Genomic DNA, 25101 nt, shown 5'->3' with positions numbered 1-25101 from the left:
GATAGCGACACTGTAGCTAGCGTGATCGGCTTCACGCCTCGGTCGGGAATAACCTCAGCTTCTGGCCCGCGTCAGCGGGCTTTTTTATAGCAAAAAGCTATCCGGCAGGATGATTAGCTGGCTTGCATTTATAAGCTACAGCTTATATTGTTTAACGCATACGTCATGACGCATACAGGGAGGTATGTCATGTGGACGGTACTTTTAAGCCAGCGGTTTGAAATCTGGTTAAGCGAGCAAGAGCAAGCGCTACAGGAAAAGATGTTAGCGGACCTGGGAAAGTTAAAAGTCTACGGTCCTGACTTGCCTCGGCCCTATGCCGATACGCTGAAAGGCTCCCGGTACAGGAATATGAAGGAACTGCGTGTCCAGTTTTCAGGTAAGCCGATCCGTGCATTTTATGCCTTTGATCCGATCCGCCAGGCTATCGTGCTGTGTGCAGGCGATAAAACGCAGAACAAACACTTCTATAACAGAATGATACGCATCGCTGATGATGAATTCTCAGCCTGGCTCGCTGAACAGGAGAAGGAAAGTAAAAAATGAGAACCCTGGATGAGATTATTGCTGACTTCTCACCGGAGAGTCAGGCCCGAATCAAAAAAATGTCTGATGAGATGGTGTTAGAAGTCGGGCTGCAGATGATACGTGAAGAGCTTCAGTTATCGCAAAAGACCCTTGCCGAGGCAATGGGTGTGCGTCAGCCGGCAATTGCTCAGATTGAGCAGCGCGGCAACGAAATTAAGGTTGCCACGCTTAAACGCTACATTGAGTCAATGGGAGGAAAACTCAGTCTGAGTGTGGAACTGCCGACCGGAAAAAGCGTTGCCTTTCGCATCTGAACAGTCAAGCCCGCAACTGCGGGCTTTTTTACGGCAAAAAGCCACTCGTCAGAGTGGCTTCAGAGTACACAACGCCGGGGTTAAACGGCTTCTCCGTGCCGATAAGCGGCGATCACCTTTTACAGTGCAATCCGCATTACGCTGTCAGGATCTTTTGGTGGCGCTTTACGCGAACCCGGCTGCTTCACGCTGACATACAACGCTTTGCCGTCAGCAGAGAGCGCCAGGCTGTTGGGTAAACCGGGGGTTTTCACGCTGCGCTTCACATTGTAGCTGCTGGCATCGATGATGCTGACTTCACCCGCTTTACGATGGGTGACATAGAGCTCATTACGATCCGGATTGAACAGCACCGCCAGCGACTCCGGCACAGCGATCCGCTGGATCACCTGCTGTGTGCGTAGATCCACCACCAGCACCTGCGCCTGCTTCGAATCGCTGAGGAAGGCACGCTGACCGCGCGTATCCAGCGCAATGTTCAGGAAAAAGTGCGCTTTATCGCCATCGATCTTCTGCTTTTTCTCCACGGCATGGGTGCGGGCGTTGATGGTGACCAGTTCACCGTCGCCGTTGGTCACGTAGACTTTCTGCGCCGCCGAATCGACCGCCAGACCGGTTCCCATTTTGCCGGTATTCGGCACGGTGCTGATCAATTGCAGGGTACTGCCATCCACCACCCAGACCACACTCTGCGGTCCCAGCCCGGTAACATAGACGCGATTGGTTTTGACATCGACCGCCACCTGACGCGGCTGGAGCGGACGCACCGTTTCACTGCGCTTACGGCTATCCAGTACCAGAGTGTTCAGCACTTTTCCGCTGCTGGCATCGATGGCGGTCAGCGAACCCTCAACGGTGTTGCCGACGTAAAGCACATTTGTCTGCGGATTGATCGCCGCGCCAAATGCCTTTAGTTCGGTATTGATCGACTGCTGTACCGCCAGCGTGGTGGGATCGAGACGGAACACTGTGCCGCCGTTGCCGCTGCTGTTCTGCGATGAGGCGACAAACAGGGCGTTATCCTTTGGACTGACGGCCAGTTCATATACGCCTTTGCCGATCGGCTGATTGATATCGTCTGCCTGCGCGATCACTAATCCTGACGCAGAAAACAGCGCGGTTGCCAACATCAGAGGACGCAACGCCCAGCGGGTATTGATTAACGCTTTCATAACTTCTCCATAGTTAATTCACCGCAAACGCGATGAAAAGAAAGCCCGACAGTGCAACCAGAAAGCATCTGAACGATCAGATGAGAATGTTTTTGAGAATAATAATTATTTCGGAGGGAAAGAGACAGGATTATTATTGATCAGCGGACAACGCCGCCAGGACGCCCGGGGGCGTCCTGTCAGCACAAGAGGGTAACGCGCAGTTTATTTCAGCAGCTCAGCGGTCATGTGAACGCCGTTGTTGGTGTAAGCTTCGGTGATTTTATACGAAGCACCATGTTCCTGCGCCTGAGCAGCGATTTTCGCTTCAGCACCGTCGAGCGTAGAGTCGATAGCGGTCACAGACTGGGCGAAGCTGGCGAATGGAAGAACAGAGAGCGCGATAACTGCTGCAAAAGTTTTGATAGATTTCATGGTCAATTCCTCGATTAAGTTTTATCTGATAAGGCATGCTGCCTTGTTGATAGATATACTAGGCCGAATCTTGATCAGTAAAAAGCGGAGACTTTTGCTCATCTCATTCAATAAAACTGATGATAAAAAGCACGTATCGCACAGTTATCGCTCAAAAGGTTAATAATCCACTATGAAAAATAAAGGCAGCATAAAACGCTGCCTTATGCTGATTAGCCGTGGTGCCGTACCCGGCTGAAGATCGTCAGCGCCGCCAGCAGCATCAGTACCCCGCTGGCGAGGAACACTCCGCCTGCGCCGCGCAGGTCAAACATCCAGCCGCCTGCCGCTGCCCCAACGGTGATCGCCAGCTGGATGGTTGCCACCAGTAAGCCGCCGCCGGATTCGGCATCATCCGGCACCGCGCGTGAAATCCAGGTCGACCAGCCGGTCGGCATCGAACCAAACGCCATGCCCCATACCGCCACACCGACGCCAACCAGCCAGCTGACGTCGCCGAAGCTCACCAGCAACAGCGCGGTGAGGCTCATCAGCAGCGCCATGCCGCTCAGGGTCAGCGATACGCTGCGGGTCACCAGATAGCCGGCCAGCGAGGTGCCAAAAAAGTTCGCCACGCCAAAGGCCAGCAGCGCCAGCGACAGCTGGTTGAGATTCAGCTGGGCAACGCTTTCCAGGAACGGACGCAGATAGGTAAAGAAGGCGAAGTGACCGGTAAACATCATGATGACGGCCAGCATACCCCAGCGCATCACGCCGATCCGCAGCAGATCCAGTACCCCGCCACTGCGTGCCTTGTTCTCTGCCGGCATCGCGGGCAGGGTAAAGAACTGCCACAGCAGCGCCACCGCGCCTAAGCCGGCGGTCAGCATAAAGATGTTACGCCAGCCGACCAGACCACCGAGGTAACTGCCGAGCGGCGTTGCAATGATCGTTGCCAGCGAGATGCCGCTGAAGACAATCGATAACGCACGCGGCACCTGATCGGCCGGTACCAGTCGCATGGTAATGGCAGTCGATAGCGTCCAGAAGCCGCCAATCGCCATCCCCAGCAGCACGCGCGCCAGCAGGATCGTCGTCAGGTCACCGGCCAGCGCCACCATCAGCGCTGAAGCGATCAGCAGCAGCGAAAACACCAGCATCACGATGCGGCGGTCAATCCGTCGGGTGACGCTGGCGGTGATCAGACTGGTGAACAGCGCAACCAGCGCGGTGATGGTGACGGTCTGGCCCGCCTGGCCTTCGGAGACGCCGAGGCTGTGGGCCATTGGCGTCAGTAAACTGACCGGTAAAAATTCGGCGGTAATCAGGCTGAATACGCCAAACGCCATAGCAAATACCGCGCCCCACGCGGGGCGGGCGGGCGAGGAAACCTCATCAGCCACTTCGGTTGTCAGACTCATGCTGCTTCTCCGGATGGAAAAAAAAGTAAGTGTGAGCATAGAGGGCAGACGCAAGACGATCTATGATGCTTACACCGTCATTTTTGATAATTCGTCTGGATTCACATGAGCCATTATGAAGATCTGACCAGTGAACTGCTGATGGGAATGCGGCTGTACGGCGTGAACTATCAGCGCATCGCGGTCAGCGCCCCGTTTGGATTGCGCTTCGAAAATTCGCCAGGCCGGGCGCAGTTTCACTTTGTCGGACGCGGCTCGCTGCTGGTGCGCAGCGCCTCAGGCGAGGTGTTTCAGCTTAATAGTGGCGATGCGCTGCTGGTGCCACACGGTAAACCGCATAGCCTGATCTCCAGCGAAGAGGCGGATTGCCAGTGCATCGCCTCTATGACCAGCAAGCCGATCTGCGACAGCGTCTGCGCCATTAATGCGCCAGCCGATGCCGGCGACGATGCGCACAGCGTGCTGCTGTTCAGTGCCTGTATGGCGTTTGAACTCGGAGGGATGCAGCCGCTGATCAATACCATGCCGGATGTGATGCTGGTCAGCACCCTGCTGTCGCAATATCCGGAGATCCGGCCGATTCTGGAAGCGATGGAGCGCGAGTCGCGTACCCGCCAGGCGGGCTTTGCCGGCATCCTTTCGCGGCTGGCGGACGTGGTGGCGGCGCTGATTGTGCGCGGCTGGGTGGAAAACGGCTGCGGCAAAAGTAGCGGGCTGGTACAGGCGATGCGCGACCCACGGCTCAGTCAGGCCATTGCCGCCATGCACCGCGAACCGGGTGAGAACTGGACGGTAGCGCGACTGGCGCGCGTGGCGGGCTGCTCGCGTTCGGTGTTTGCCGAACGCTTTCTTAACGCCACGGGCATGACGCCGCTGCGTTACCTGACCGAGTTGCGGATGCGGCTGGCGGTGCAGCGCATTGTGAATAACGGTGAAGCGGTGGAAGCTGTCGCCTTTCATCTCGGCTACGGCTCGATTGCCGCCTTCAGTCGCGCCTTTAAGCGTATCGTCGGTCAGTCACCGGGTGCGCTGCGCGCCGGACGCGAGAACGCCCAGGCGCTGGCCTCTTAGCGAAAGACGCTGATCGCCTCCACCAGGCGGTTAGCCTGATGCGTCATCCGGCCAGAGGCTTCAGCGCTTTCGGCCACGCGGGCGGCGTTCTGGTGGGTGATGTCATCGAGATCTTCTACCGCGCTGCTGACTTCGCTCAACGCCGTCGCCTGTTCAGCGGTGGCCGCGCTGATCTGTGCAATCAGTGCCGTGACGTTCTGCACCTGCGACACGATATCCTCCATGGTCCGGCCGGCCTCACTGGCGTGATCATTACCGGATTGCACCCGGCTGGCGCTGGTTTCCACCAGGGATTTAATTTCACTGGCGGCTTTGGCGCTGCGCTGCGCCAGGCTACGCACTTCACCTGCCACCACCGCAAACCCTTTGCCCTGCTCACCAGCGCGCGCCGCTTCAACCGCCGCGTTAAGTGCCAGGATATTAGTCTGGAAGGCAATGCCGTCGATCACGCTGGTAATGTTGGCGATACGCTTTGAGCTGTCAGCAATTTCGCCCATCATCTCCATCATCTCTTTCATCACATCGCCGCCTTTCATCGCCGCGCTGCTGGTATCTGACGACAGGGTATTCACTTCATGAGCGGTTTCGGTGTTGCTTTTCACCGTCGCGGTCATTTCATTCATGGTGGCGGCGGTTTGCTGCACGTTGGCCGCCGCCTGCTCAGTGCGGCGACTCAGTTCGTTATTGCTGCGGGCAATAGCATCGCTGGCGCTGAGCACGTTGATGGCCTGTCCGCTGACGTCATCGACCAGCCAGCGGAACATAAGTCCGAGCTGGCCGATGGCGCGCAGCGTCACGCCGACTTCATCCACCCGATCCATCTGCTCGACTTTATGACTGGCACCGGTTGCCACGCTCAGCGCCTGTTTGCACATTCGCTCGATAGGCCGCGAGATCTGCTGCTCCAGCCACAGGCTGGCTAGCGCCAGCAGCGCCGCCATGCCTGCGGTGAAGCCGCCCAGCGCGGTCGGCGTCACGCCCAGCGCCCAGACCCCTGCCACCGACAGCGGCAATAAGGTCAACAGCGTGCTGCGGATGCGCCAGCGAAGCGGCAGGGTTTTCAGGAGTGAGGCGGGACGACGCCAGCCGCTGCGCACCACCAGACCCTTGTAAAAACGTCGCCCTTTCGCGCGTCCTGCCTGAAAATCCTGATACAACGCTTCGGCCTGACGTACCTCGTCCGCGCCCGGTTTGGTGCGTACCGACATATAGCCCTGCACACTGCCGTCACGGACCACCGGAATGGCGTTGGCGCGTACCCAATAGTGATCGCCATTTTTACGGCGGTTTTTCACCAGCGCGGTCCAGGGCTCGCCCTGTTTCAGGGTCGCCCACATATCGGCAAAAGCCTCGGGCGGCATATCGGGGTGACGCACCATATTATGTGGCTGACCATTGATCTCTTCGGTGGTAAATCCGCTCGCCTCAATAAACGCATCATTGGCATAGGTGATGTAGCTGTTGAGATCGGTGGTCGACATCAGGGTCGCATGATCATCGAACAGATATTCACGCTGGGAAACGGGCTGGTTGTTACGCATCACAAGAGTCCTTGAGTACCCATGCCCTGCACGCTGCCAGTCAATGCCAGCGTGGAAAGATTGGGGAGAGAAATAACGATTATCTTTTTTTATGTTTTCGGCACGCCTCATCACTCTCTTTAGCGTTTTCACTTAATTGTCGGCAATAAAAAAGCCGCTTTGCAGCGGCTTTCACCATTTTTCATTTATTCATTCGTTAGCACGTCTGGAGGATAACTGAGCGACGGGCCACAACTTCAGCTGAGATCTACATTGCGGGTGCCAAACCACCAGGTGAGAAGAAATCCCCCGACCCACGCCACCAGCAGCCCCGCCAGATAGACCGCCATGCCGGCAAAAATGCCCTGGCTGGAAGTCATCAGCGGCAGCGTCACCAGTCCGGACGGGCCAAACACAGTATTCATGCCGACCGGTAGGCCCAGCCACGCCACCAGGCCAATGAAGAAACCACCCAGCGCGCCGCCGCCACAGGCGGTGATAAACGGCTTGAGGCGCGGCAGCGTGACGCCATAAATCAGCGGTTCGCCGACGCCAAGCAGCCCCGGCACAATCGCCCCTTTGATTTGCGCCCGCAGCAGCGCCCCTTTTTCCGCCTTACACCATAACGCCAGTGAGGCACCGACCTGACCCGCACCTGCCATCGCCAGGATCGGGAACAGCGAATTGAATCCCTGGGTTTCCATCAGCGCAAAATAGACCGGAATGAAGCCCTGATGAATACCGAACATCACGGCGATCAGAAACAGTCCGGCCAGCAACGCACAGCCAAAAGGGTTGTTATTGAGGTGAATAAACAGCCAGGACATTCCTTTAAACAGCTCGCCACCCAGCGGCATAATCAGCAGGTAGGTGATCGCACCGGTGATCAGCAGCGTAAACAGTGAAGTGAGGATCATATCCAGATTATCCGGGATGATTTTGCGGATCTGCTTTTCAATACCCGCCCCGATGATCGCCGCCAGCAGCACGCCAATAATATTGCCGCGCGGGTCGATGGTCAGGCCAAAAAAGCTCTCCATTCCGCTGTAATAGCCGACGGTTGCGGTCGGGATATAGCCGAGCACAAACAGTGAGGCGATGATCGCGCCATTCACCCCGCTGCCGCCAAACGCCTTCTGCGCGTTATAGCCAATCAGGATGCTGAGAAAGGTGAACAACCCTTTGCCGAACACCTTCATGTAGGCCACGCTGTGCAGCAGCCACGGCGCATGGTCGCCCGGCGTATTCAGGTGCAGGCTCTGTTCAATCAGGGTGGCAAAACCCAGCAGTAAGCCCGCGCCGATAAAGCCCGGAATAAGCGGAGTAAAGATAGTGGCGAAGCGCGACAGGAACTGATGCAGGCCGCTGGTCTGTTTCGCCTTTAATTGTTGCTTGTGCTGTGCGGCCAGTTCGCCGAGCGCCGGCGTGTCGCCCTGTGCCAGTAAGGTCTGCATCCTTTCGGCGGCGGTCTGCGCTTTACCGGGACCCAGCACAATCTGCAGCTGGGCGTCACTGTCGATCACCCCCAGTACGCCCGGCAGGCTTTTCAGCCGGGAGAGATCGACCCGTTCGGGCTGGCTGAGCGTCAGCCGCAGCCGGGTCATGCAGTTGCCGCAGGCCGCGATATTTTGCGCGCCGCCGACCGCCTGCAGGATGTCGTGCAACAGTGCGTCGGTGATTTTCGCCATCAGCGTGCTCCCGCTGCCTGCAGGGCCTGGCGGATAAAGCCCTGATGTTGTCCCAGCAGCGTCTTCGCTTCATCTGCCGTCAGTCCGGCCAGCACCATCAGGATCGCCGTTTTGCAGTGGCCACCACAGGCGTTCAGCGCATTGCTGGCTCTCGCATCATCACAGTCGGTTGCCTGCTTCACGATGTTGACCTGCCGCTGCACCAGCTTCTGATTGGTCGCTTCCACATCCACCATCAGGTTGCCGTAGACTTTACCGCTGCGGATCATCGCGCCGGTGGTCAGCATGTTAAGTACCAGTTTCTGGGCGGTTCCCGCTTTCATACGCGACGAGCCGGTGACCACTTCCGGCCCCACCACCGGTGTCAGGGCAATGGCGGCGGCCTGCGACATCGGACTGCCGGGATTACAGGTCAGCGCGACGGTGGTGGCACCGAGCTCATCAGCATAGGCCAGCGCACCCAGCACGTAAGGGGTGCGGCCGCTGGCGGCGATGCCGACCAGCACATCCTGGCGGCTGAAGTGGATATCGCGCAGATCCTGCGCGCCCTGCTCCCGGTTATCTTCGGCGTTTTCTACCGCCTGCAGAATGGCCTTATGACCCCCGGCGATCAGCCCTGTCACCTGTTCCCGTGGCGTACCAAAGGTTGGCGGGCACTCACTGGCATCCAGAATGCCCAGCCGTCCCGAGGTACCTGCGCCGCAATAGATCAGGCGTCCACCGGCCTGAAACGCCGCGCAGATGGCGTCAACCGCCGTGGCGATCTGCGGAATAATCGCTTCCACCGCCAGAGCCACTTTTTTATCTTCATCATTAATGACGCGCAACATCGCTTCGGTCGACAGTTCGTCAATGTTCTGGCTGGCAGGATTACGGCCTTCGGTGATCATCTGGCTGAGGTCAATTTTCATAGCAGACTCCGTACAGGAATAAATTATTCAATAGATGGACTATCATAACGAATGATTAATTCATGGGGTGAGATCTTTTTTTATTGCTGCGAGAGGAGATCAAATAAAACGGGAATCTTAGCGGGTAGGTGTTCGCTTCTGAGCGGGTGCCGGAAGCGCGCTTCAGGTCGGGTGCCGGGTCAGAAAAGATTCACCCGATCGTAAAGACGCCTTCATCATCCATGACGCTCGGCCCGCGCCTTCCCTGGCGCGGGACGCTGTACTCTTCGGGTGAACCTTTTCTTCCCGCAGGCTTTTGTGTTGCTTCAAAAAAGCATCGGCGGCTGAAACGCGTGGATATCGTTTTCTCAAACGTCAGACACAAAAAAGGCCCAACCTTCGTTGAGCCTTTTTATTAAACCGCGCAATTAACTGGCGGTCTGGGTCCGCAGTTGCAGTTCGTACTCTTTCGCCTGCTCAGCATCGAACTGGTTTTCCCAGCGGGCAATCACCAGCACCGCCAGGGCGTTACCAATGACGTTCAGGGCGGTACGCGCCATATCCATAATACGGTCGACACCGGCGATAAACGCCAGCCCTTCCAGCGGAATACCGACGCTGCCCAGCGTCGCCAGCAGCACCACGAAGGAGACACCCGGGACGCCAGCGATGCCTTTCGAGGTCACCATCAGCGTCAGCACCAGAATAATCTCGTCGCTCAGCGACAGATCAATGCCATACAGCTGCGCAATAAAGATCGCAGCGATACTCTGATACAGGGTTGAGCCATCCAGGTTAAACGAATACCCGGTCGGCACCACAAAGCTGGTGATCGCTTTCGGCGCGCCATAGGCTTCCATCTTCTGCATGATGCGTGGCAGCACAGTCTCTGAGCTGGAGGTGGAGTAAGAGAGAATCAGCTCATCTTTAAGGATGCGCATCAGCGTGGTGATACGCAGCTTACAGAAACGCGCCACTCCACCCAGCACCACAAAGGCGAAGAACAGTATCGCCGCGTAGACCAGCAGCACCAGCTTAGCCAGCGGCCACAACGAGGCGAAGCCGAAGTTAGCGATGGTGACGGCAATCAGCGCAAACACACCGACCGGCGCATAGCGCATAATCATGTGCGTTACTTTAAACATCGCTTCCGAGATGCCACGGAACAGGTTCACCAGCGGATCGCGCTGCTCTGATGGCAGCGATGAGAGGCCTAAGCCAAACAGCACCGAGAAGAAGATAATCGGCAGCATGTCACCTTTCGCCATTGAGGCGAAAATGTTCTGCGGGATCAGCGACAGGATAGTGGCGACCAGGCTGTGCGGCCCGCCCTGCACTTCTGCCGTGGTGGCTTCATATTTAGAGATGTCCACCGTTGCCAGCGTTGACATATCGATGCCAGTGCCGGGTTGAAATACGTTAGCCAGGGTAATCCCGACCACAATGGCAAGGGTGGTAATCACTTCAAAGTAGAGAATCGTTTTGACGCCGATGCGCCCCAACTTTTTGGCATCGCCGACGCCGGCAATGCCGACAATCAGTGATGAGATCACGATCGGTACCACAATCATCTTAATCAGGTGGATAAAGATGTCGCCCGCCGGGCTGAGAATATTGGTGACTAACCATTCACGATTGTCTGGCTGATTATGCAGCACGGCACCCACAACGATGCCAAGCACCAGGGCTATCAGAATCTGCCAGGCCAGGCTGATTTTAAAACCTTTCATAACGCGTAATTTCCTCAGTCAAAACCCGTTTCTCTCTACTGCGAAGGTGCAGAAGACAATACACACAGGGAAGTGAGCAAAAAGCCCGGTAAATTAGAGGGTGTTTGGAGACAGCGCCTCGCACGAAAATCTGATGATTCCCATACCCATTTTCAGACGCGGTCTGAGTTGATACCTGCAGAACAGGGGCGAGATAAGTATCATTTTCACTGTGGTAAATGCAACCCTTGGCGTCTTCGTTTAAAAGTTCACCACCTGAGTAGCATAAAATGCTGTGCCAGTCATAAATCCGTAACCTGCTGTTATGAAAAGTATTAGTTCGATGAATTAACGCATAGCTATGCAGAATTGCGCAAAAACTCACCCGGCGCGTTTGCTCGCTTTTTAAACAGGATAAAACACAAAAGGTTACACCTTAATTCCCTATTACCCGCAGGGAGTTAGGCGCAATTCGGACCTCAGCGACGCGCTGTAGCACGCAGGGTTTATCGCGTGATCTACGGCGCAAAAAAGAAACAAAGCCTCGGGGCGGGCTTCAATTAACCATTGATTAACATATCATTAACATCTTCAAGGAGATCCGCCATGAGCCAAATACATAAACATCCCGTTCCAGAGAATATTGCAGCAAACACCCTGATTACCGCTGAACAGTATCAGACGATGTATCAGCAATCTGTCACTGATCCGGATGCGTTCTGGGGCGAACAGGGCAAAATCCTCGACTGGATCAAGCCCTACAGCAAAGTGAAAAACTGCTCGTTTGCGCCGGGTACCATTGACATTCGCTGGTACGAAGATGGCACGCTCAATCTGGCGGCAAACTGCCTTGACCGGCATTTGCCGACCCGCGGCGACCACCCGGCGATTATCTGGGAAGGCGACGACGCCAGCGAAAGTCAAACCCTGACCTTCCGCCAGTTGCACGCTGAAGTCTGTCGCTTCGCCAACGTACTGGAATTACTCAAGGTGAAGAAAGGCGATGTGGTGGCGATCTACATGCCGATGGTGCCGGAAGCGGCGGTGGCGATGCTGGCCTGTGCGCGTATCGGTGCTGTTCATTCGGTGATTTTTGGCGGCTTCTCACCCGAGGCGGTGGCGGGCCGGATCGTCGATTCCAGTGCTTCGCTGGTGATTACCGCCGATGAAGGGATCCGTGCCGGACGCAGCATCCCGCTGAAGAAGAACGTCGATGATGCGTTAAAAAATCCTAACGTTACCAGCGTGAAAAACGTGGTGGTGTTTCAGCGCACCGGCAGCGATATCGGCTGGGTGGAGGGGCGCGACCGCTGGTGGCATGAGCTGATGCTGAATGCCAGTACCAATCACTCTCCGGCTGAAGTCGGGGCGGAAGATCCGCTGTTTATCCTTTATACCTCCGGTTCGACTGGCAAGCCGAAAGGGGTACTGCACACCACCGGCGGTTATCTGGTTTACGCTGCAACTACTTTTAAATTTGTCTTTGATTATCATCAGGATGACGTCTACTGGTGTACCGCTGACGTCGGCTGGATCACCGGTCACAGCTACCTGCTTTACGGCCCGCTGGCCTGTGGCGCGACCACGCTGATGTTTGAAGGCGTGCCGAACTGGCCGACCCCGAGCCGCATGGCGGAAGTGGTGGATAAGCACAAGGTGACGCTGCTCTACACCGCCCCGACTGCGATCCGCGCTCTGATGGCAGAAGGCGACAAAGCGATTCAGGGCACCGACCGCAGCAGCCTGCGCATTATGGGTTCGGTCGGTGAACCGATTAACCCGGAAGCCTGGGAGTGGTACTACAAGAAAATCGGCAACAGCCGCTGCCCAATCGTGGATACCTGGTGGCAGACTGAAACCGGCGGTTTTATGATCACACCGCTGCCGGGTGCCACCGAACTCAAGGCGGGATCGGCCACTAAACCTTTCTTCGGCGTACAGCCGGCGCTGGTCGATAATGAAGGCCAGCCGCAGCACGGGGCCTGTGAAGGTAATCTGGTGATCACCGACTCCTGGCCGGGTCAGGCCCGTACGCTGTATGGCGACCATGAGCGCTTTGAACAGACCTACTTCTCTACCTTTAAAAATGTCTACTTCAGCGGCGACGGCGCGCGTCGTGACGAGGATGGCTATTACTGGATCACCGGGCGGGTGGATGACGTGCTTAACGTCTCCGGCCACCGACTCGGCACCGCTGAGATTGAGTCGGCGCTGGTGTCGCACCCGAAAATTGCCGAAGCCGCGGTGGTGGGCATCCCGCACAGCATCAAGGGCCAGGCAATTTACGCTTATATCACCCTGAACCACGGTGAAGAGCCGTCGCCGGAGTTGTACACCGAAGTGCGTAACTGGGTACGTAAAGAGATCGGCCCGATTGCCACCCCGGATGTGCTGCACTGGACCGACTCGCTGCCGAAGACCCGCTCAGGGAAGATCATGCGCCGTATTCTGCGCAAAATCGCCACCGGTGATACCACCAATCTTGGCGATACCTCGACCCTCGCCGATCCTGGCGTAGTGGAAAAACTGCTTGAGGAGAAACAGTCGATCAAAATGCCGTAAGCGCACCTTATCCGGCGGGAAGATCATTTCCCGCCATGCCCGCCCTACGCAGTGTGTTTCTGTAGTCACAAATAAAATTACCAGCCGAACCCGCGCCCAGGCGTGAGGTTTACGCCTGCAAGACCTCTGGAGAAAATGTGATGAATGACGCCCTTTCGAAACAGGATGCAATCTACCAACAGATTGAACGTAACCCCCGGTTTCATGAATTAGTCCGTAAGCGCCAGGCATTTGCCACGCTGCTGTCGCTGATCATATTGGTGCTGTATGTCGGGTTTATCCTGCTGATCGCCTTCGCGCCAGGCTGGCTCGGCACGCCGCTGCACCCTGGCACTAACGTTACCCGCGGTATTCCCATTGGCGTCGGACTGATTGTGATGTCATTTGTGCTGACCGGCATTTACGTCTGGCGCGCCAACGGCGAGTTTGATCGCCTGACCAAAGCGATCCTGAGCGAGGTGAAATCATGATGCGTCTCTGCTTATGGATGCTGGCGGCGCTGCTGCCGTTTTCGGCGCTGGCCGCCGATGCGATTACCGGCGCAGTTCAGCAGCAGGCGGTTAACTACCAGGCGATCATCATGTTTGTGATTTTCGTTGGTGCCACACTGGGCATTACTTACTGGGCGTCGAAGCGCACCCGATCCCGTAGCGATTACTACACCGCTGGCGGCAATATTACCGGCTTTCAGAATGGCCTGGCGATGGCAGGCGACTTTATGTCTGCCGCCTCGTTTCTCGGCATTTCGGCGCTGGTCTATACCTCCGGTTATGACGGTCTGATCTACTCGCTCGGCTTTTTAGTCGGCTGGCCGATGATTCTGTTCCTGATCGCCGAACGGCTGCGTAACCTCGGGCGCTACACCTTCGCCGACGTCGCTTCGTATCGCCTGAAGCAGAAACCGATCCGTACCCTCTCCGCCTGCGGCTCGCTGGTGGTGGTGGCGCTCTATCTGATCGCTCAGATGGTCGGTGCCGGCAAACTGATTCAGCTGCTGTTTGGCCTGAATTATCATGTGGCGGTGGTGCTGGTCGGCATTCTGATGGTGATGTATGTGCTGTTCGGCGGCATGCTGGCCACTACCTGGGTGCAGATTATCAAAGCGGTGCTGCTGCTGTTTGGTGCCACCTTTATGGCGGTGATGGTGATGAAAACCACCGGCTTCAGCTTCAATACGCTGTTTACCGAAGCGATGGCGGTCCACCCGAAAGGCATCGCGATTATGCAGCCAGGGGGACTGGTGAAAGATCCGATCTCAGCGTTGTCGCTTGGGCTGGGATTAATGTTTGGTACCGCCGGCCTGCCGCATATCCTGATGCGCTTCTTTACCGTGGCCGATGCCAAAGAGGCGCGTAAAAGTGTTTTCTGGGCCACCGGCTTTATGGGCTACTTCTACTTCCTGACCTTTATTATCGGCTTCGGGGCGATCCTGCTGGTCGGTGCCAATCCGGCGTTTAAAGATGCCAGCGGCGCGCTGATTGGCGGCACCAATATGGCGGCGGTGCATCTGGCCAACGCGGTGGGCGGCAGTACCTTCCTCGGCTTTATCTCGGCAGTGGCTTTCGCCACCATTCTGGCGGTCGTAGCTGGCTTAACCCTGGCCGGTGCCTCAGCGGTCTCGCACGATCTCTACGCCAGCGTCTACCGTAAAGGCCAGGCGAGTGAGCGTGATGAGCTGCGAGTCTCTAAGATCACCGTGCTGGTATTGGGGATTGTGGCGATTGCGCTGGGCATTCTGTTTGAGAAGCAGAACATCGCGTTCATGGTTGGCCTGGCCTTCTCGATTGCCGCCAGCTGTAACTTCCCGATCATTCTGCTGTCGATGTACTGGTCAAAACTGACCACGCGCGGCGCGATGGTCGGTGGCTGGCTGGGGCTGATTACCGCCGTGGTGCTGATGATCCTCGGCCCGACCGTCTGGGTGCAGGTGCTGGGTCATGCTAAACCGATCTATCCGTATGAGTATCCGGCGCTGTTCTCGATGGCGATTGCCTTTATCGGCACCTGGCTATTTTCGATCACCGATCACTCACAGCAGGGAGCAGAGGAGCGTTCACGCTTCCGGATGCAGTTTATCCGTTCGCAGACTGGCTCCGGTATCGATCAGGGCAGAGCGCACTAGTTTTCGGTTAAGCGTGGTATAAAAAAAGGCGGCACCCCTCAGGGTGCCGCCTTTTTTTCTGGATCGGCAGAATCAGAAACGCAGCGATGCGCCGACGTAAGGACCGTCGACCAGCACGTTATCTTTACGGCCATCTTTGTTGTTCAGCTCGATGTACTGATAACCGACGCGCAGGTTAAGCAGTGAAATTGGGGTGAAGCTCAGGCCACCGCCCACTTCCTGGTAGCTGTCGAGCTGATCGGTGAACGATTCTGGCGCGTAGTAATATTCGCCATACAGACCCCACATGCTGTTGAAGTTGTATTGCGCTGCGCCACCCAGCGCCACCGCAAATCCATCTTTTCCATCTTCAGGATGGGTGAAGATCGCTTTTGCGGTCGGCGCCAGACGCAGGGGTCCGAAATCAACGTTGTAACCCAGACCGGCACCGTAGGTGCTGCCGTCATGGTCGCTGCGCAGCCAGTTGCCTTTCAGAAACAGGCCTGGGGTTGTGGTGCCGAGACCCACATTCAGGTTGGTGTTATGCTCGCTGACGTCAACACTGCCTTCGATTGCCTGTGCTGCACCGCTCAGTAAAACGAGGCCAAGTGCGCTCCCGGTAACAAGTTGCTTAAACATGATTCCACTCCGTGAAGGACAATTAATTCGGCGGCAAGGTTAACAGTCTGAAACGCGGAGACAACATTATTTAGCAAGCTTTACGTAAAAATACGTGTCACCGGCCCGGCATCCCGCCACCGCCGACAGCCCCACCCGCCGATTACGCCGGTATCGCCCACATCAGGTGGCCGATCAGCGGGGCCAGCACCACAGTCACCACCCCGGACAGCATCATCACCAGACTGGCGACCACGCCCTCCTGCTGACCGAGCTGATAGGCACGTGCGGTACCGGCACCGTGCGAGGCCGCGCCAAATCCCGCCCCTTTTGCCACGCCCTGCTTAATCGCTATCCGCAGAAACAGCACATCGCCAACCGCCATGCCAAACACGCCGGTAATGACCACAAACAGCGCCACCAGATCCGGCTGACCGCCAATCGGCCCGGCTGCCGCCAGCGCAAACGGCGTGGTGATGGATCGCACCGCCAGGCTGCGCTGAATCGACTCCGGCAGCGTTAACAGACGCGCCAGCCACACTGAACTGCAGACGGCGACCAGCGTAGCGGTTAAGACGCCCGCGCTAAGCGACAGCCAGTGGCGTTTGATGATGGCCACGTTCTCATATACCGGTACTGCAAACGCCAGCGTCGCCGGTCCCAGCAGCCACAACAGCCAGTGGTTTTCGGCAATATAATCCTGCCAGCTGATGTGGGTCAGCAACAGCAGCGCCACCAGCACCACGGGGGTCATCACCAGCGGCATCAGCAGCAGTGTGCGCCAGCGGCGATAAAGCCGTTTATTCAGCGCGTAAACCAGCAGCGTGACCGCCACGCACAGCAGGCTGACCATCAGATCACGCATCGTCGCCCTGCTTACGCGCGGCACGCGCGACTTCATAACGGTAAAGCCGATCGACCACCAGCGCGGTCGAGGCCAGCACCAGCAGCGTACTGACGCCAATGACCACGCAGATGCGCCAGCCATCGACCCGTAGCAGATCACCGTAGTTCACCACCGCCACCACCGCCGGTATAAAGAACAGCAGCATCTCCGCCAGCAGCCAGCGGGAACCGGCTTTAACCCAGCTAAGCGGCAGTACCCGCGTAACAATTAACGCCAGCATCAGCAGCATGCCAACAATATTGGCGGGCAGCGGCAGATGCAGCCAGTTGACCAGTTGCTGGCAGGCAACAAACACACCGATATACAACCCCAGCTGTAACGGCAGGCTGAGCCAGTGCAATCGGCCAGGCCTGTGTGAACTGAGTGCGAGTGCCATCACCTTTTCTCCCCCTTTTAAATTCAGGGGAATAGTATAAAACGCCGACAGAAGGTGAAAAAAATGAATTAATATTATTGAAATCATGCCTGAAAGGAATAGTTATGGACGTTCGTGCCCTGCGTTACTTTACCGAGGTGGTACGCCAGCAGAGTTTTACCCGCGCCGCGCAAAAGCTGTTTGTCACCCAGCCGACCATCAGCAAAATGTTACGCCAGCTGGAAGAGGAGCTGGGCTGCACCCTGATTCTGCGTGACGGTCGTCGGCTGCACCTGACCGACAGTGGTCAGGCGGTCTACCAGCGTGGCGTGGCGATTCTGCAGGAGTTTCATCAACTGGAGGCGGAGATTGGCGACATTAACCAGCTGAAGACCGGTGAACTTCGGCTCGGTATTCCGCCGATGGTCGGCATGCAGATTGCCGGTTCGATCTCCGCCTTTCGTCGTCGTTATCCCGGCGTAAAGCTGAAAATCTCTGAGTTTGGCGGCCTGACGGTGCAGCAGGCAGTGCTGGCCGGCAGCCTGGACATCGCCCTGACGGCGCTGCCGGTCGATGCCGAACTGCCGCTGAATACCCTGCCCCTGATGCACCACCCGTTGTGCGTACTCCTGCCGCGCCGGCAGGAATGGCTGAGCCGCAGCCAGATTGGTCTGGCCGAACTGGCGCAGCATCCGCTGCTGATTTTCAATGAGGAGTTTTCGCTTAATCGCCAGCTGATGCAGGCCTTCCAGCGGCAAAATCTGACGCCAACAGTGGCGGTGCGCAGCGGTCAGTGGGATTTTCTGGCAGCGATGGTGCAGGCGGAAATGGGGCTGGCGATTCTGCCGGAGCCTATCTGTCAGCGGCTGGATAAACAGTCACTGCTGTGGCTGCCGCTGGAATCGGAGCTGAAATGGAGTCTGGGATTGATCTGGCGTGAAGGCAACTATCTGTCGCGCAGTGCCCAGGCGTGGATTGATTGCTGCCGCGAACACTGGCCCGATCGGGTACCGCGCCTGTCAGTGTGAGTCAGCGGCACGCTGCAACGGCTGCGCAGCGTGCCGGCCGGGTATTACTCTTGTTTTTCGATCAGTAACGCTTCAAGCAGGTCGAGATCGTGCAGCAGCTTCTGCATCGTCTCGTTGGAGATCTGCTGGGTCGCGCGCAGGTGATAGACCTCGGCCCGTTCGGCACGCAGTCCGGTCAGACGGAAGCGACGCTCCAGATTTTCTGCAAACAGCGCGTGCTCAAGGTCATTCTTGCCTTCGGCCCGGCGACGTAAGTTGCCAATCACCCGCAGGCTCACCTCTTTCAACAATTCAGGATCGATGTTCTCCTCCGACTCCTTTTCCAGCCGCGCTTCCATCTTGTGCAGGCTTTCAATCGCCACGCTGGCCATCACTGCGCGGGCACTCTGTAATTCACGGCGATGGGCACTTTTATCCACGGTGTCGATGCCACGCAGCAGTATCGGCAGGATCACCACCCCGATCAGCAGTGAAAACAGAATGACCCCGGTAGCGATAAATACCAGCTCATAGCGCGCCGGGAATGGGTCACCATTGCTGAGGAACAGCGGAATCGACAGCACACCGGCGAGAGTAATCGCCCCGCGTACCCCGGCAAACGAGGCGATAAGCAGTTCACGCAGCGAGTAGTTGGAGAACTCCAGTGGTTTTTTCTTCAGCAGACGTTTGCTGAAGCGCTGCATGATATACAGCCAGCCAAAACGCACCAGCATCAGCGCCAGATAGACCAGACCGATGTCGGCGAACAGCATCCACAGCTCAACATTAGGATCGGCATTGGCCTGATCCACCGAGGTTTGCAGGATATCCGGCAGCTGCAGGCCCAGCATCAGGAACACCATGCCGTTGAACACGAACTCCAGCATCTGCCAGACGCTGTTGGCGCGCAGACGCATCGCCAGCGGAGCCTGACGAATAATGCCGGAACGGGTGATGGTCATCCCCGCTGCGACTGCGGCCAGGATACCCGACACGCCGAGGTGTTCAGCAATCAGATAGGAGGCGAACGGCAGTAACAGCAACAGCACGGTCTGGGTGGCCGGATCGTCACCGCTCCAGCGGCTGAGAATGCGCAGTGATTTGCCGTACAGCCAGCAGACCGCCACACCGGCGATCAGCCCGCCAATCGCCACTTTCAGGAACTCGACGCTGGCCCCACCCCAGGTGAACACCATAGTGCCCATTGCCACCGCAACAGCGAACTTGAGAGACACCAGGCCAGATGCGTCGTTCATCAGGGCTTCACCCTGCACAATCGACATGATTTTCTTGGGAATGCGCCCTTCGCCGACGATCCCGGAGAGCGCTACGGCATCGGTCGGTGACAGCACCGCCGCCAGCGCAAAGGCCGGGATCAGCGGAATGCCCGGTACCATCCAGTAGATCAGATAGCCAATTCCGACCACGGTGATCAAGACCAGCACCAGCGCTAAGCCAATAATCTCCCGGCCATGATGCAGGAATTCGCTGATGGGCGTTTTCCAGCCGTCAGCAAACAGCAGCGGCGGGATAAACAGCACCAGAAACAGTTCCGGGTCAAAATCAACATGCAGACCAAAGGTTGGCCAGGCCATCAGCGCACCAGCGGCGATCTGTACCAGCGGCAACGGGATCTGAAAAGGCAGAATGCGGGCCGCGACGCCAGAGAGCGACACGACCAGCGTCATGATGAGAATAGTAAAAAAGATTTCCATGCTTTCCTTAGGCGTCGTTATCTTTCAATCATTGTTTGAGCGCTAAAGTGTAAAACAAACCGAAGTCTGAAGGGTCAGCTACGCGTGCGGCGGCGGGGAAAAAAGTGAAAAATACCGGACGCACGCCTGCACGTCCGGTTGATCAGTCAGATCGCCCAGCCTCCGGCGTAAAAGGCCACTAACGCCACGGCAATCACCACCGTGCCGACATTCAGCTTGCGCCACTCACCGGCAAAAATACGGCCCACCACCAGCGAGGCAAAACCGATCATGATGCCGGTAACGATGTTGCAGGTCAGCACGATAAGCACCGCCGTTAACAGACCCGACATCGCATCGACAAAATCATTAAAGTCGATTTTCGCCACGTTACTCAGCATCAGCAGACCGACATACATCAGCGCTGGTGCGGTGGCGTAGGCCGGGACCAGCCAGGCGAGCGGCGACATAAACAGAATCACCATGAACAGCAGGCCAACCACGATGGCGGTCAGGCCGGTTTTACCGCCCGCCGCCGTCCCGGCTGCCGATTCGATATAGACCGCCGCAGGGGATGCGCCGACCAGGCCTGCGAACAGGCTGCTGACCGAATCGGTCGTCAATGCGCGACCGCCATTGATAATCTGCCCCTGCTTATCCAGCAGGTTAGCCTGACCGGCGACGGCGCGAATGGTGCCGGTGGCGTCAAACACTGCGGTCATCACCAGTGCCAGTACGCTCGGTAGCACCACCGGTTGCAACGCGCCCATAATATCCAGACTGAACACCAGCGACTGACCGCTGGCGTCACGCAGGCTCGGCAGCGCAAACAATCCTTTGTAGCTCACCGTCGGGTCAAAGATCAGTCCGAGCAGCGAAATGGCAATAATCGTCATCAGAATGCCGCCTGGCACCCGCCGTTTTTCCAGGCCAAAAATCGCCGCCAGCCCGAGCAGTGACATGATCACCGGAAACGTGGCGAACTGGCCCAGCGCCACCGGCAAGCCAGGCGCCGGATTTTTTACCACCAGACCCACGCCATCCGCCGCAATCAGCAGCAGAAACAGGCCAATCCCGACCCCGGTACCATGCGCCACGCCCATTGGCAGGTTGCGCAGGATCCACGCGCGGATGCCGGTGACCGAAATCAGGGTAAACAGCAGCCCCATCAGGAATACCGCGCCGAGCGCGACCGGTACGCTGATGTGCTGGCCCAGCACCAGGCTGAAAGCGGTAAAGGCGGTCAGTGAGATCGCACAGCCAATCGCCATCGGCAGATTCGCCCACAGCCCCATCAGGATTGAGCCGAAGCTGGCGACCAGACAGGTGGCGACAAACACCGCCGTCGGGGGGAAACCGGCTTTACCGAGCATCCCTGGTACCACAATCACTGAATAGACCATCGCCAGAAAGGTGGTCAGTCCGGCCAGAATTTCCTGCCGCACGCTGCTGCCGCGCGCCGAGATCGCGAACCAGGCGTCCAGTTTTCCACTGGCCGGGCGTGATTCAATTGACATAGTTAAGCCTCAAAGATTTTTTGTTGTGTGGATCGCTCTGCGACCGCCGCTGTCCCTGAAATAAGCGGGTAATCCGGGCGCGCTGAGGGAATAAGTCCGTCAGGCAATCGTTTACCTTGCCGCAGATAGTTGGCAGTCAAAGGACCGCCAGATAAAAAGGCAAACGATTATCCGGCGTTTAGCGGCACATTTTCAACTGGCTGGGAGACATTATTCAGCACAAAGATCAGGTTATAGCCGCACTGCCGGGCCGGGCAAGCGCCGACACGATCGGCTGACACCTTGAAGTTACAGACATTTTTTACCGCGGAGAGGCTGGCGTCACTGTGCAAAAAACGGTGCGCCAGCAAAGAGGATTAACCTGGCAGGGAAAGCTCACCGCCCTGATCGATAGCCCGCTGCCAGGCGGCACGCTGCTGGACGGTTTGCAGCCATTTCTCACTGGCGGGCATCTGCTCCAGTCCGGCGCGTTGCGCCAGTGCCAGCAGCGGGAAGCTCATCTGAATGTCGGCAATGCTGAAGCGCTGCCCGGCAAACCACCGATTGGCCGCCAGATGCTGCTCAATCATCTTCTTATGCGGTTGCAACTGCTTATCCAGCCAGGCTTTCTGCACCCCTTTGCCAAATGCTGCCCCCACCGGGCGCAGCAACCACGGCACTGGCGCTTTCCCCATCTGACCGAAGATCAGTTTCATCACCAGCAGCGGCATCAGCGATCCCTCGGCATAGTGCAGCCAGTAGCGTGACTGCAGCCGTGACTCTTCATCACTGAGCTTCAGCCGGAATTCGTGATCATATTTCTCTTCCAGGTATTCAAGAATGGCACCCGATTCGGCCACTACCCGGTTTTCATCGGTAATCACCGGCGATTTACCCAGCGGATGCACTTTTTTCAGCGCCTCGGGCGCCAGCATGGTTGGCTCACGTTGATAACGTTTGATCTGATACGGCACTTCCAGCTCTTCCAGCAGCCACAGCACCCGATGCGAGCGCGATTGCTCAAGATGGTGAACGGTGATCATCATGATTCCCTGTGTATTGACCTCCCACCAGTATAGACGTCACCCAGTGTCCGGATGTTTATCATCCTGTTCCGGGTCGAGCAGCACCGCGCCCGAACCTTGCTGTCCGAGTCGGTCGCCAGGATTGCGCAGTGGACAGTCGCGCATCGACAGACAGCCACAGCCGATGCAGCCATCCAGATCGTTACGCAGTCGGGTCAGGGTTTCGATGCGCTTGTCCAGTTCCTCACGCCAGTGCTGGGTCAGCGCATCCCACTCCGGGGCCGACATCCGCTTATTAGCCGGAATATGCTCCAGGCTGTCGCTGACCGTCGCCAGTGGAATACCAATGCGTTGCGCAATCTTGATGATGGCGACGCGGCGCAATACATCACGGCTGTAGCGCCGCTGATTACCGCCGTTGCGGGTGCTGAAAATCAGTCCTTTGGTTTCATAAAAATGCAGCGCAGATACTGCGACACCGCTGCGGCGCGCCACTTCTCCCGGCGTTAATACCGGTTTGGGGTAGTTGCGATCTTTTTTCATCTGGCTCTTTACCTCAAGTTAACTTGAGGAATTATACTCGCATCCCATCAAAACAACTAAACTCCCATTATCGCTAATTAAGCACCAGAAGGATGAGGCCATGATGCAAGAAGAGATCATTCATTCCCTGACGCACTGGATTGACCAGAATCTGGACAAAAGCCTGTCCATTGATGAAGTGGCCGCAAAATCGGGCTATTCGAAATGGCACCTGCAGCGTATGTTCCGTACCGTTACGAAACAGACGCTGGGTGGCTATATTCGTGAACGTCGCCTGACGCTGGCTGCCGAGGCGCTCTCTCAGACCCAGCGCCCGGTGTTTGATATTGCCATGCAGTATGGTTATGACTCGCAACAGACTTTCTCGCGGGTGTTCCGCCGTCAGTTTTCCCAGACCCCAACCGCCTACCGCCATACCATGCGCCGCCAGGCGATCCAGCGCCCTCGCCTGCTGAGCTTTGACTGCAAAGAGAGCATGGCCAGCTTTACCCAGCGTACTACCGGCGAGTGCTGCCCGGTCCGCTAATTCACAGGCACGCCCGGGACCGGGCGTGCCTGATCGCCTCTGCTTTCCCCCTTCTGATCAAATCTGCAACGCTTTCCTGCCATACCAGTGTCAAATTTTGTTCAAAATTTCAAATCGGGTGATATAATGTGACCCAAGTCACACTATGAACCTGGGTTGACGGCGCTAAAGCACTTCCTGACACGCTTTTCCGCCGCCGGTGATGTCCGCAGATTGTCAGGAATACTTACTGATATTGAGGTCCGGCCGATGGCTACGTTAACCACCAGTTTTCTTGTTATGCGTTGGGAATTGTTGAGCGCCGTTATGATGTTTTTCGCCAGCACCCTGAAAACCAAACTGCGTCAGGATAGTCATCATGTGATGGCGTTCATGTGTGGCGGCATTGGTTTGGGCATGACCTGCTGGTTTGTTACCGGTCTGATGGGAATTACCCTCAGCATGGAAAACGTGCACAACTTTATGGAAATCTCTAAGCACGCCTTTATCGACGTGATGAGCCAGGCGCCCGCTGAGTGGCCAATGCCCTGACAGATGATGCGCGTTAACGCCTGATTTTTCCCAATAAAAAACCCCGCTTAGCGGGGTTTTTTACATTGCTGTGTGCTTAAACTTTTTTCAACATGGCAGGGATATTAACATCCTGCACTGTGACGCCCGGTCTCTGCGTTCCGCGGCGGTCCTGAATCCACATATCTCCCATCATCTGATTTAAACCCCGATCCAATCCGGTCACCAGGCCTGCGCCCGGCGTGAAAGTGAGTTCGCCGAAATAGATCTGTTCGTCATGGATATACCAGTCCACCCGCACGTAGTCGAAGTCACTGGCCAGCTTTTTGCTCAGATCGAGCGCATGTTGCAGTGACGGCAGAATCGGCGAGACATCCAGACCGGTGTCGCGAATCTTGTGAAACGCCTCGTTGAGGTTATTCACGTAGAAGTTCATCGACAGCAGCGGCTGGCAGCGGTTGTAGATCACCTGCAACACATATTCGAACTTGCCATCACGCTTGTTGAACATGTGAAACTTGTAATCTATTGGCGCGCTTTTACCATCACCAATGTACTTCTCCACCAGGATGCGCGGCTTGATGTAGCGATAGTGAATTTCACGCGCTTCGTTAGCGAAATCTGTCTTCAGCCAGCGATAACAATCGTGAATAATCTGCTGCTTGCGTAACGCGTCTGGCTCTTCCAGCAGAATCTCCACCATGTTGGAGGCGTGGTTCGGCTTGATCACCGTCCCTTTCCAGCACGGTAAGCTGTTCAGCGTGGTCGGGTCAGTGGTTTCGTGTACCAGCGGAATCAGGTACTCATTACCGATTTTTTCAGCAATGAATTCACGTACCGAATATTTGTCCGACAGACGACCGTAGTTCTGGTAATCGCCATAGACAAACTTACGGTACAGCACCTTTTCGTTGAACACTTTCGGCTGACGCAGATTGGGCAGCTTTCTGAACTTATGGAAGTAGTAGATGCGGTCCTGGTACGCCCAGGGCATCTTCTTAATAAAATACTGCACACTTCTTCTGAGTTCTTCTTTCAACTTGAGCATATC

24 protein-coding genes are annotated in these 25101 nt (G+C 56.7%); 9 read left to right on the top strand and 15 right to left on the bottom strand.

Annotation, left to right across the window (positions count from 1 at the left end; translation table 11 throughout):
• Window positions 1–189: 189 nt before the first annotated feature.
• Window positions 190–546, top strand: coding sequence for a type II toxin-antitoxin system RelE/ParE family toxin (locus tag HA41_RS19860; protein WP_094122181.1), 357 nt, complete (start codon window positions 190–192; stop codon window positions 544–546).
• Window positions 543–842: a helix-turn-helix domain-containing protein gene (locus HA41_RS19855; RefSeq protein WP_094122180.1), complete on the top strand. Its 300-nt coding sequence runs from the start codon at window positions 543–545 to the stop codon at window positions 840–842. Before HA41_RS19860 ends, HA41_RS19855 begins: the two co-directional genes overlap by 4 nt.
• Window positions 843–961: 119 nt before the next feature.
• Here the strand turns inward: HA41_RS19855 and yncE are convergent, their stop codons facing one another.
• The 3 genes from yncE to HA41_RS19840 form a co-directional block, all read right to left on the bottom strand.
• The gene (gene yncE, locus HA41_RS19850) at window positions 962–2014 is read right to left on the bottom strand and encodes a 7-bladed beta-propeller protein YncE (protein ID WP_094122179.1); all 1053 of its coding nucleotides are present in this window, start codon (window positions 2012–2014) and stop codon (window positions 962–964) included.
• A gap of 204 nt (window positions 2015–2218) precedes the next feature.
• On the bottom strand, window positions 2219–2428 hold the full coding sequence (locus tag HA41_RS19845) for a YdgH/BhsA/McbA family protein (RefSeq protein WP_094122178.1): 210 nt from the start codon (window positions 2426–2428) through the stop codon (window positions 2219–2221).
• A gap of 212 nt (window positions 2429–2640) precedes the next feature.
• Window positions 2641–3828 (bottom strand): MFS transporter, encoded by a 1188-nt coding sequence (locus HA41_RS19840; protein WP_094122177.1) that lies wholly within the window; start codon window positions 3826–3828, stop codon window positions 2641–2643.
• Window positions 3829–3933: 105 nt separating this feature from the next.
• Here HA41_RS19840 and HA41_RS19835 point away from each other — a divergent pair, with 105 nt between their 5' ends.
• A complete protein-coding gene (locus HA41_RS19835) occupies window positions 3934–4899 on the top strand; it encodes an AraC family transcriptional regulator (protein ID WP_094122176.1) in 966 nt (321 codons plus the stop codon).
• On the opposite strand, the gene HA41_RS19830 is transcribed toward HA41_RS19835, so the two are convergent.
• From HA41_RS19830 to gltP, 4 genes are all read right to left on the bottom strand, one after another.
• A complete protein-coding gene (locus HA41_RS19830) occupies window positions 4896–6440 on the bottom strand; it encodes a methyl-accepting chemotaxis protein (protein ID WP_094122175.1) in 1545 nt (514 codons plus the stop codon). The genes HA41_RS19835 and HA41_RS19830 overlap by 4 nt on opposite strands.
• Before the next feature lie 236 nt (window positions 6441–6676).
• Window positions 6677–8107 (bottom strand): PTS N-acetylmuramic acid transporter subunit IIBC, encoded by a 1431-nt coding sequence (gene murP, locus HA41_RS19825; RefSeq protein WP_094122174.1) that lies wholly within the window; start codon window positions 8105–8107, stop codon window positions 6677–6679.
• On the bottom strand, window positions 8107–9018 hold the full coding sequence (murQ, locus tag HA41_RS19820; RefSeq protein ID WP_094122173.1) for an N-acetylmuramic acid 6-phosphate etherase: 912 nt from the start codon (window positions 9016–9018) through the stop codon (window positions 8107–8109). The genes murP and murQ overlap by 1 nt, the downstream gene beginning before the upstream one ends.
• A 407-nt stretch (window positions 9019–9425) precedes the next feature.
• The gene (gene gltP, locus HA41_RS19815) at window positions 9426–10727 is read right to left on the bottom strand and encodes a glutamate/aspartate:proton symporter GltP (protein WP_094122172.1); all 1302 of its coding nucleotides are present in this window, start codon (window positions 10725–10727) and stop codon (window positions 9426–9428) included.
• A 585-nt stretch (window positions 10728–11312) separates the two neighbouring features.
• On the opposite strand from gltP, the gene acs reads away from it, so the two are divergent.
• The 3 genes from acs (at window position 11313) to actP (ending at window position 15390) form a co-directional block, all read left to right on the top strand.
• A complete protein-coding gene (acs, locus tag HA41_RS19810) occupies window positions 11313–13268 on the top strand; it encodes an acetate--CoA ligase (protein ID WP_094122171.1) in 1956 nt (651 codons plus the stop codon).
• A 140-nt stretch (window positions 13269–13408) separates the two neighbouring features.
• Entirely contained in the window at window positions 13409–13738 is a 330-nt protein-coding gene (locus HA41_RS19805) for a DUF485 domain-containing protein (protein WP_094122170.1), read from the top strand.
• Entirely contained in the window at window positions 13735–15390 is a 1656-nt protein-coding gene (gene actP, locus HA41_RS19800) for a cation/acetate symporter ActP (RefSeq protein ID WP_143807388.1), read from the top strand. The genes HA41_RS19805 and actP overlap by 4 nt, the downstream gene beginning before the upstream one ends.
• A gap of 72 nt (window positions 15391–15462) precedes the next feature.
• Here actP and HA41_RS19795 read toward each other — a convergent pair whose 3' ends face one another.
• The 3 genes from HA41_RS19795 to HA41_RS19785 form a co-directional block, all read right to left on the bottom strand.
• Window positions 15463–16008 (bottom strand): YfaZ family outer membrane protein, encoded by a 546-nt coding sequence (locus HA41_RS19795; RefSeq protein WP_094122169.1) that lies wholly within the window; start codon window positions 16006–16008, stop codon window positions 15463–15465.
• Between the two features lie 142 nt (window positions 16009–16150).
• Window positions 16151–16852, bottom strand: coding sequence for an LrgB family protein (locus HA41_RS19790; protein ID WP_094122168.1), 702 nt, complete (start codon window positions 16850–16852; stop codon window positions 16151–16153).
• Window positions 16845–17270, bottom strand: coding sequence for a CidA/LrgA family protein (locus tag HA41_RS19785; RefSeq protein WP_094122167.1), 426 nt, complete (start codon window positions 17268–17270; stop codon window positions 16845–16847). Before HA41_RS19785 ends, HA41_RS19790 begins: the two co-directional genes overlap by 8 nt.
• Window positions 17271–17374: 104 nt before the next feature.
• Between HA41_RS19785 and HA41_RS19780 the strand changes: the two genes are divergently transcribed.
• Window positions 17375–18277: a LysR family transcriptional regulator gene (locus HA41_RS19780; RefSeq protein WP_094122166.1), complete on the top strand. Its 903-nt coding sequence runs from the start codon at window positions 17375–17377 to the stop codon at window positions 18275–18277.
• A 44-nt stretch (window positions 18278–18321) separates the two neighbouring features.
• Here the strand turns inward: HA41_RS19780 and HA41_RS19775 are convergent, their stop codons facing one another.
• The 4 genes from HA41_RS19775 to soxR form a co-directional block, all read right to left on the bottom strand.
• A complete protein-coding gene (locus tag HA41_RS19775) occupies window positions 18322–19971 on the bottom strand; it encodes a Na+/H+ antiporter (RefSeq protein WP_094122165.1) in 1650 nt (549 codons plus the stop codon).
• A 146-nt stretch (window positions 19972–20117) separates the two neighbouring features.
• Window positions 20118–21467 carry an NCS2 family permease gene (locus tag HA41_RS19770; RefSeq protein WP_094122164.1) on the bottom strand — a complete coding sequence of 450 codons (1350 nt, stop codon included), beginning with the start codon at window positions 21465–21467 and terminating at the stop codon, window positions 20118–20120.
• A gap of 356 nt (window positions 21468–21823) precedes the next feature.
• The gene (locus HA41_RS19760) at window positions 21824–22489 is read right to left on the bottom strand and encodes a glutathione S-transferase family protein (RefSeq protein WP_094122162.1); all 666 of its coding nucleotides are present in this window, start codon (window positions 22487–22489) and stop codon (window positions 21824–21826) included.
• A 39-nt stretch (window positions 22490–22528) separates the two neighbouring features.
• Complete coding sequence (gene soxR, locus HA41_RS19755; RefSeq protein WP_094122161.1) at window positions 22529–23014, bottom strand: redox-sensitive transcriptional activator SoxR; 486 nt, start codon at window positions 23012–23014, stop codon at window positions 22529–22531.
• Between the two features lie 100 nt (window positions 23015–23114).
• On the opposite strand from soxR, the gene soxS reads away from it, so the two are divergent.
• Together soxS and HA41_RS19745 are read left to right on the top strand one after the other, a co-directional pair.
• Entirely contained in the window at window positions 23115–23540 is a 426-nt protein-coding gene (gene soxS, locus HA41_RS19750; protein ID WP_094122160.1) for a superoxide response transcriptional regulator SoxS, read from the top strand.
• A 249-nt stretch (window positions 23541–23789) separates the two neighbouring features.
• Window positions 23790–24071, top strand: coding sequence for a YjcB family protein (locus HA41_RS19745; RefSeq protein WP_094122159.1), 282 nt, complete (start codon window positions 23790–23792; stop codon window positions 24069–24071).
• Between the two features lie 76 nt (window positions 24072–24147).
• Here HA41_RS19745 and HA41_RS19740 read toward each other — a convergent pair whose 3' ends face one another.
• On the bottom strand, window positions 24148–25098 hold the full coding sequence (locus tag HA41_RS19740; protein ID WP_094122158.1) for an ATP-grasp fold amidoligase family protein: 951 nt from the start codon (window positions 25096–25098) through the stop codon (window positions 24148–24150).
• Between the last annotated feature and the right edge of the window lie 3 nt (window positions 25099–25101).

Source organism: Pantoea conspicua (assembly GCF_002095315.1).
Taxonomy (GTDB): Bacteria; Pseudomonadota; Gammaproteobacteria; order Enterobacterales; family Enterobacteriaceae; genus Pantoea; species Pantoea conspicua.
The sequence above is the reverse complement of the archived record's forward strand: the minus strand, read 5'-3'. Positions and strand labels throughout refer to the sequence as shown.

Bases quoted from the DNA above. Each gene is read 5' to 3' on its own strand.
- HA41_RS19860 (WP_094122181.1), top strand. From the start codon at position 190: ATGTGGACGGTACTTTTAAGCCAGCGGTTTGAAATCTGGTTAAGCGAG.
- HA41_RS19855 (WP_094122180.1), top strand. From the start codon at position 543: ATGAGAACCCTGGATGAGATTATTGCTGACTTCTCACCGGAGAGTCAG.
- yncE (WP_094122179.1), bottom strand. From the start codon at position 2,014: ATGAAAGCGTTAATCAATACCCGCTGGGCGTTGCGTCCTCTGATGTTG.
- HA41_RS19845 (WP_094122178.1), bottom strand. From the start codon at position 2,428: ATGAAATCTATCAAAACTTTTGCAGCAGTTATCGCGCTCTCTGTTCTT.
- HA41_RS19840 (WP_094122177.1), bottom strand. From the start codon at position 3,828: ATGAGTCTGACAACCGAAGTGGCTGATGAGGTTTCCTCGCCCGCCCGC.
- HA41_RS19835 (WP_094122176.1), top strand. From the start codon at position 3,934: ATGAGCCATTATGAAGATCTGACCAGTGAACTGCTGATGGGAATGCGG.
- HA41_RS19830 (WP_094122175.1), bottom strand. From the start codon at position 6,440: ATGCGTAACAACCAGCCCGTTTCCCAGCGTGAATATCTGTTCGATGAT.
- murP (WP_094122174.1), bottom strand. From the start codon at position 8,107: ATGGCGAAAATCACCGACGCACTGTTGCACGACATCCTGCAGGCGGTC.
- murQ (WP_094122173.1), bottom strand. From the start codon at position 9,018: ATGAAAATTGACCTCAGCCAGATGATCACCGAAGGCCGTAATCCTGCC.
- gltP (WP_094122172.1), bottom strand. From the start codon at position 10,727: ATGAAAGGTTTTAAAATCAGCCTGGCCTGGCAGATTCTGATAGCCCTG.
- acs (WP_094122171.1), top strand. From the start codon at position 11,313: ATGAGCCAAATACATAAACATCCCGTTCCAGAGAATATTGCAGCAAAC.
- HA41_RS19805 (WP_094122170.1), top strand. From the start codon at position 13,409: ATGAATGACGCCCTTTCGAAACAGGATGCAATCTACCAACAGATTGAA.
- actP (WP_143807388.1), top strand. From the start codon at position 13,735: ATGATGCGTCTCTGCTTATGGATGCTGGCGGCGCTGCTGCCGTTTTCG.
- HA41_RS19795 (WP_094122169.1), bottom strand. From the start codon at position 16,008: ATGTTTAAGCAACTTGTTACCGGGAGCGCACTTGGCCTCGTTTTACTG.
- HA41_RS19790 (WP_094122168.1), bottom strand. From the start codon at position 16,852: ATGCGTGATCTGATGGTCAGCCTGCTGTGCGTGGCGGTCACGCTGCTG.
- HA41_RS19785 (WP_094122167.1), bottom strand. From the start codon at position 17,270: ATGGCACTCGCACTCAGTTCACACAGGCCTGGCCGATTGCACTGGCTC.
- HA41_RS19780 (WP_094122166.1), top strand. From the start codon at position 17,375: ATGGACGTTCGTGCCCTGCGTTACTTTACCGAGGTGGTACGCCAGCAG.
- HA41_RS19775 (WP_094122165.1), bottom strand. From the start codon at position 19,971: ATGGAAATCTTTTTTACTATTCTCATCATGACGCTGGTCGTGTCGCTC.
- HA41_RS19770 (WP_094122164.1), bottom strand. From the start codon at position 21,467: ATGTCAATTGAATCACGCCCGGCCAGTGGAAAACTGGACGCCTGGTTC.
- HA41_RS19760 (WP_094122162.1), bottom strand. From the start codon at position 22,489: ATGATCACCGTTCACCATCTTGAGCAATCGCGCTCGCATCGGGTGCTG.
- soxR (WP_094122161.1), bottom strand. From the start codon at position 23,014: ATGAAAAAAGATCGCAACTACCCCAAACCGGTATTAACGCCGGGAGAA.
- soxS (WP_094122160.1), top strand. From the start codon at position 23,115: ATGATGCAAGAAGAGATCATTCATTCCCTGACGCACTGGATTGACCAG.
- HA41_RS19745 (WP_094122159.1), top strand. From the start codon at position 23,790: ATGGCTACGTTAACCACCAGTTTTCTTGTTATGCGTTGGGAATTGTTG.
- HA41_RS19740 (WP_094122158.1), bottom strand. From the start codon at position 25,098: ATGCTCAAGTTGAAAGAAGAACTCAGAAGAAGTGTGCAGTATTTTATT.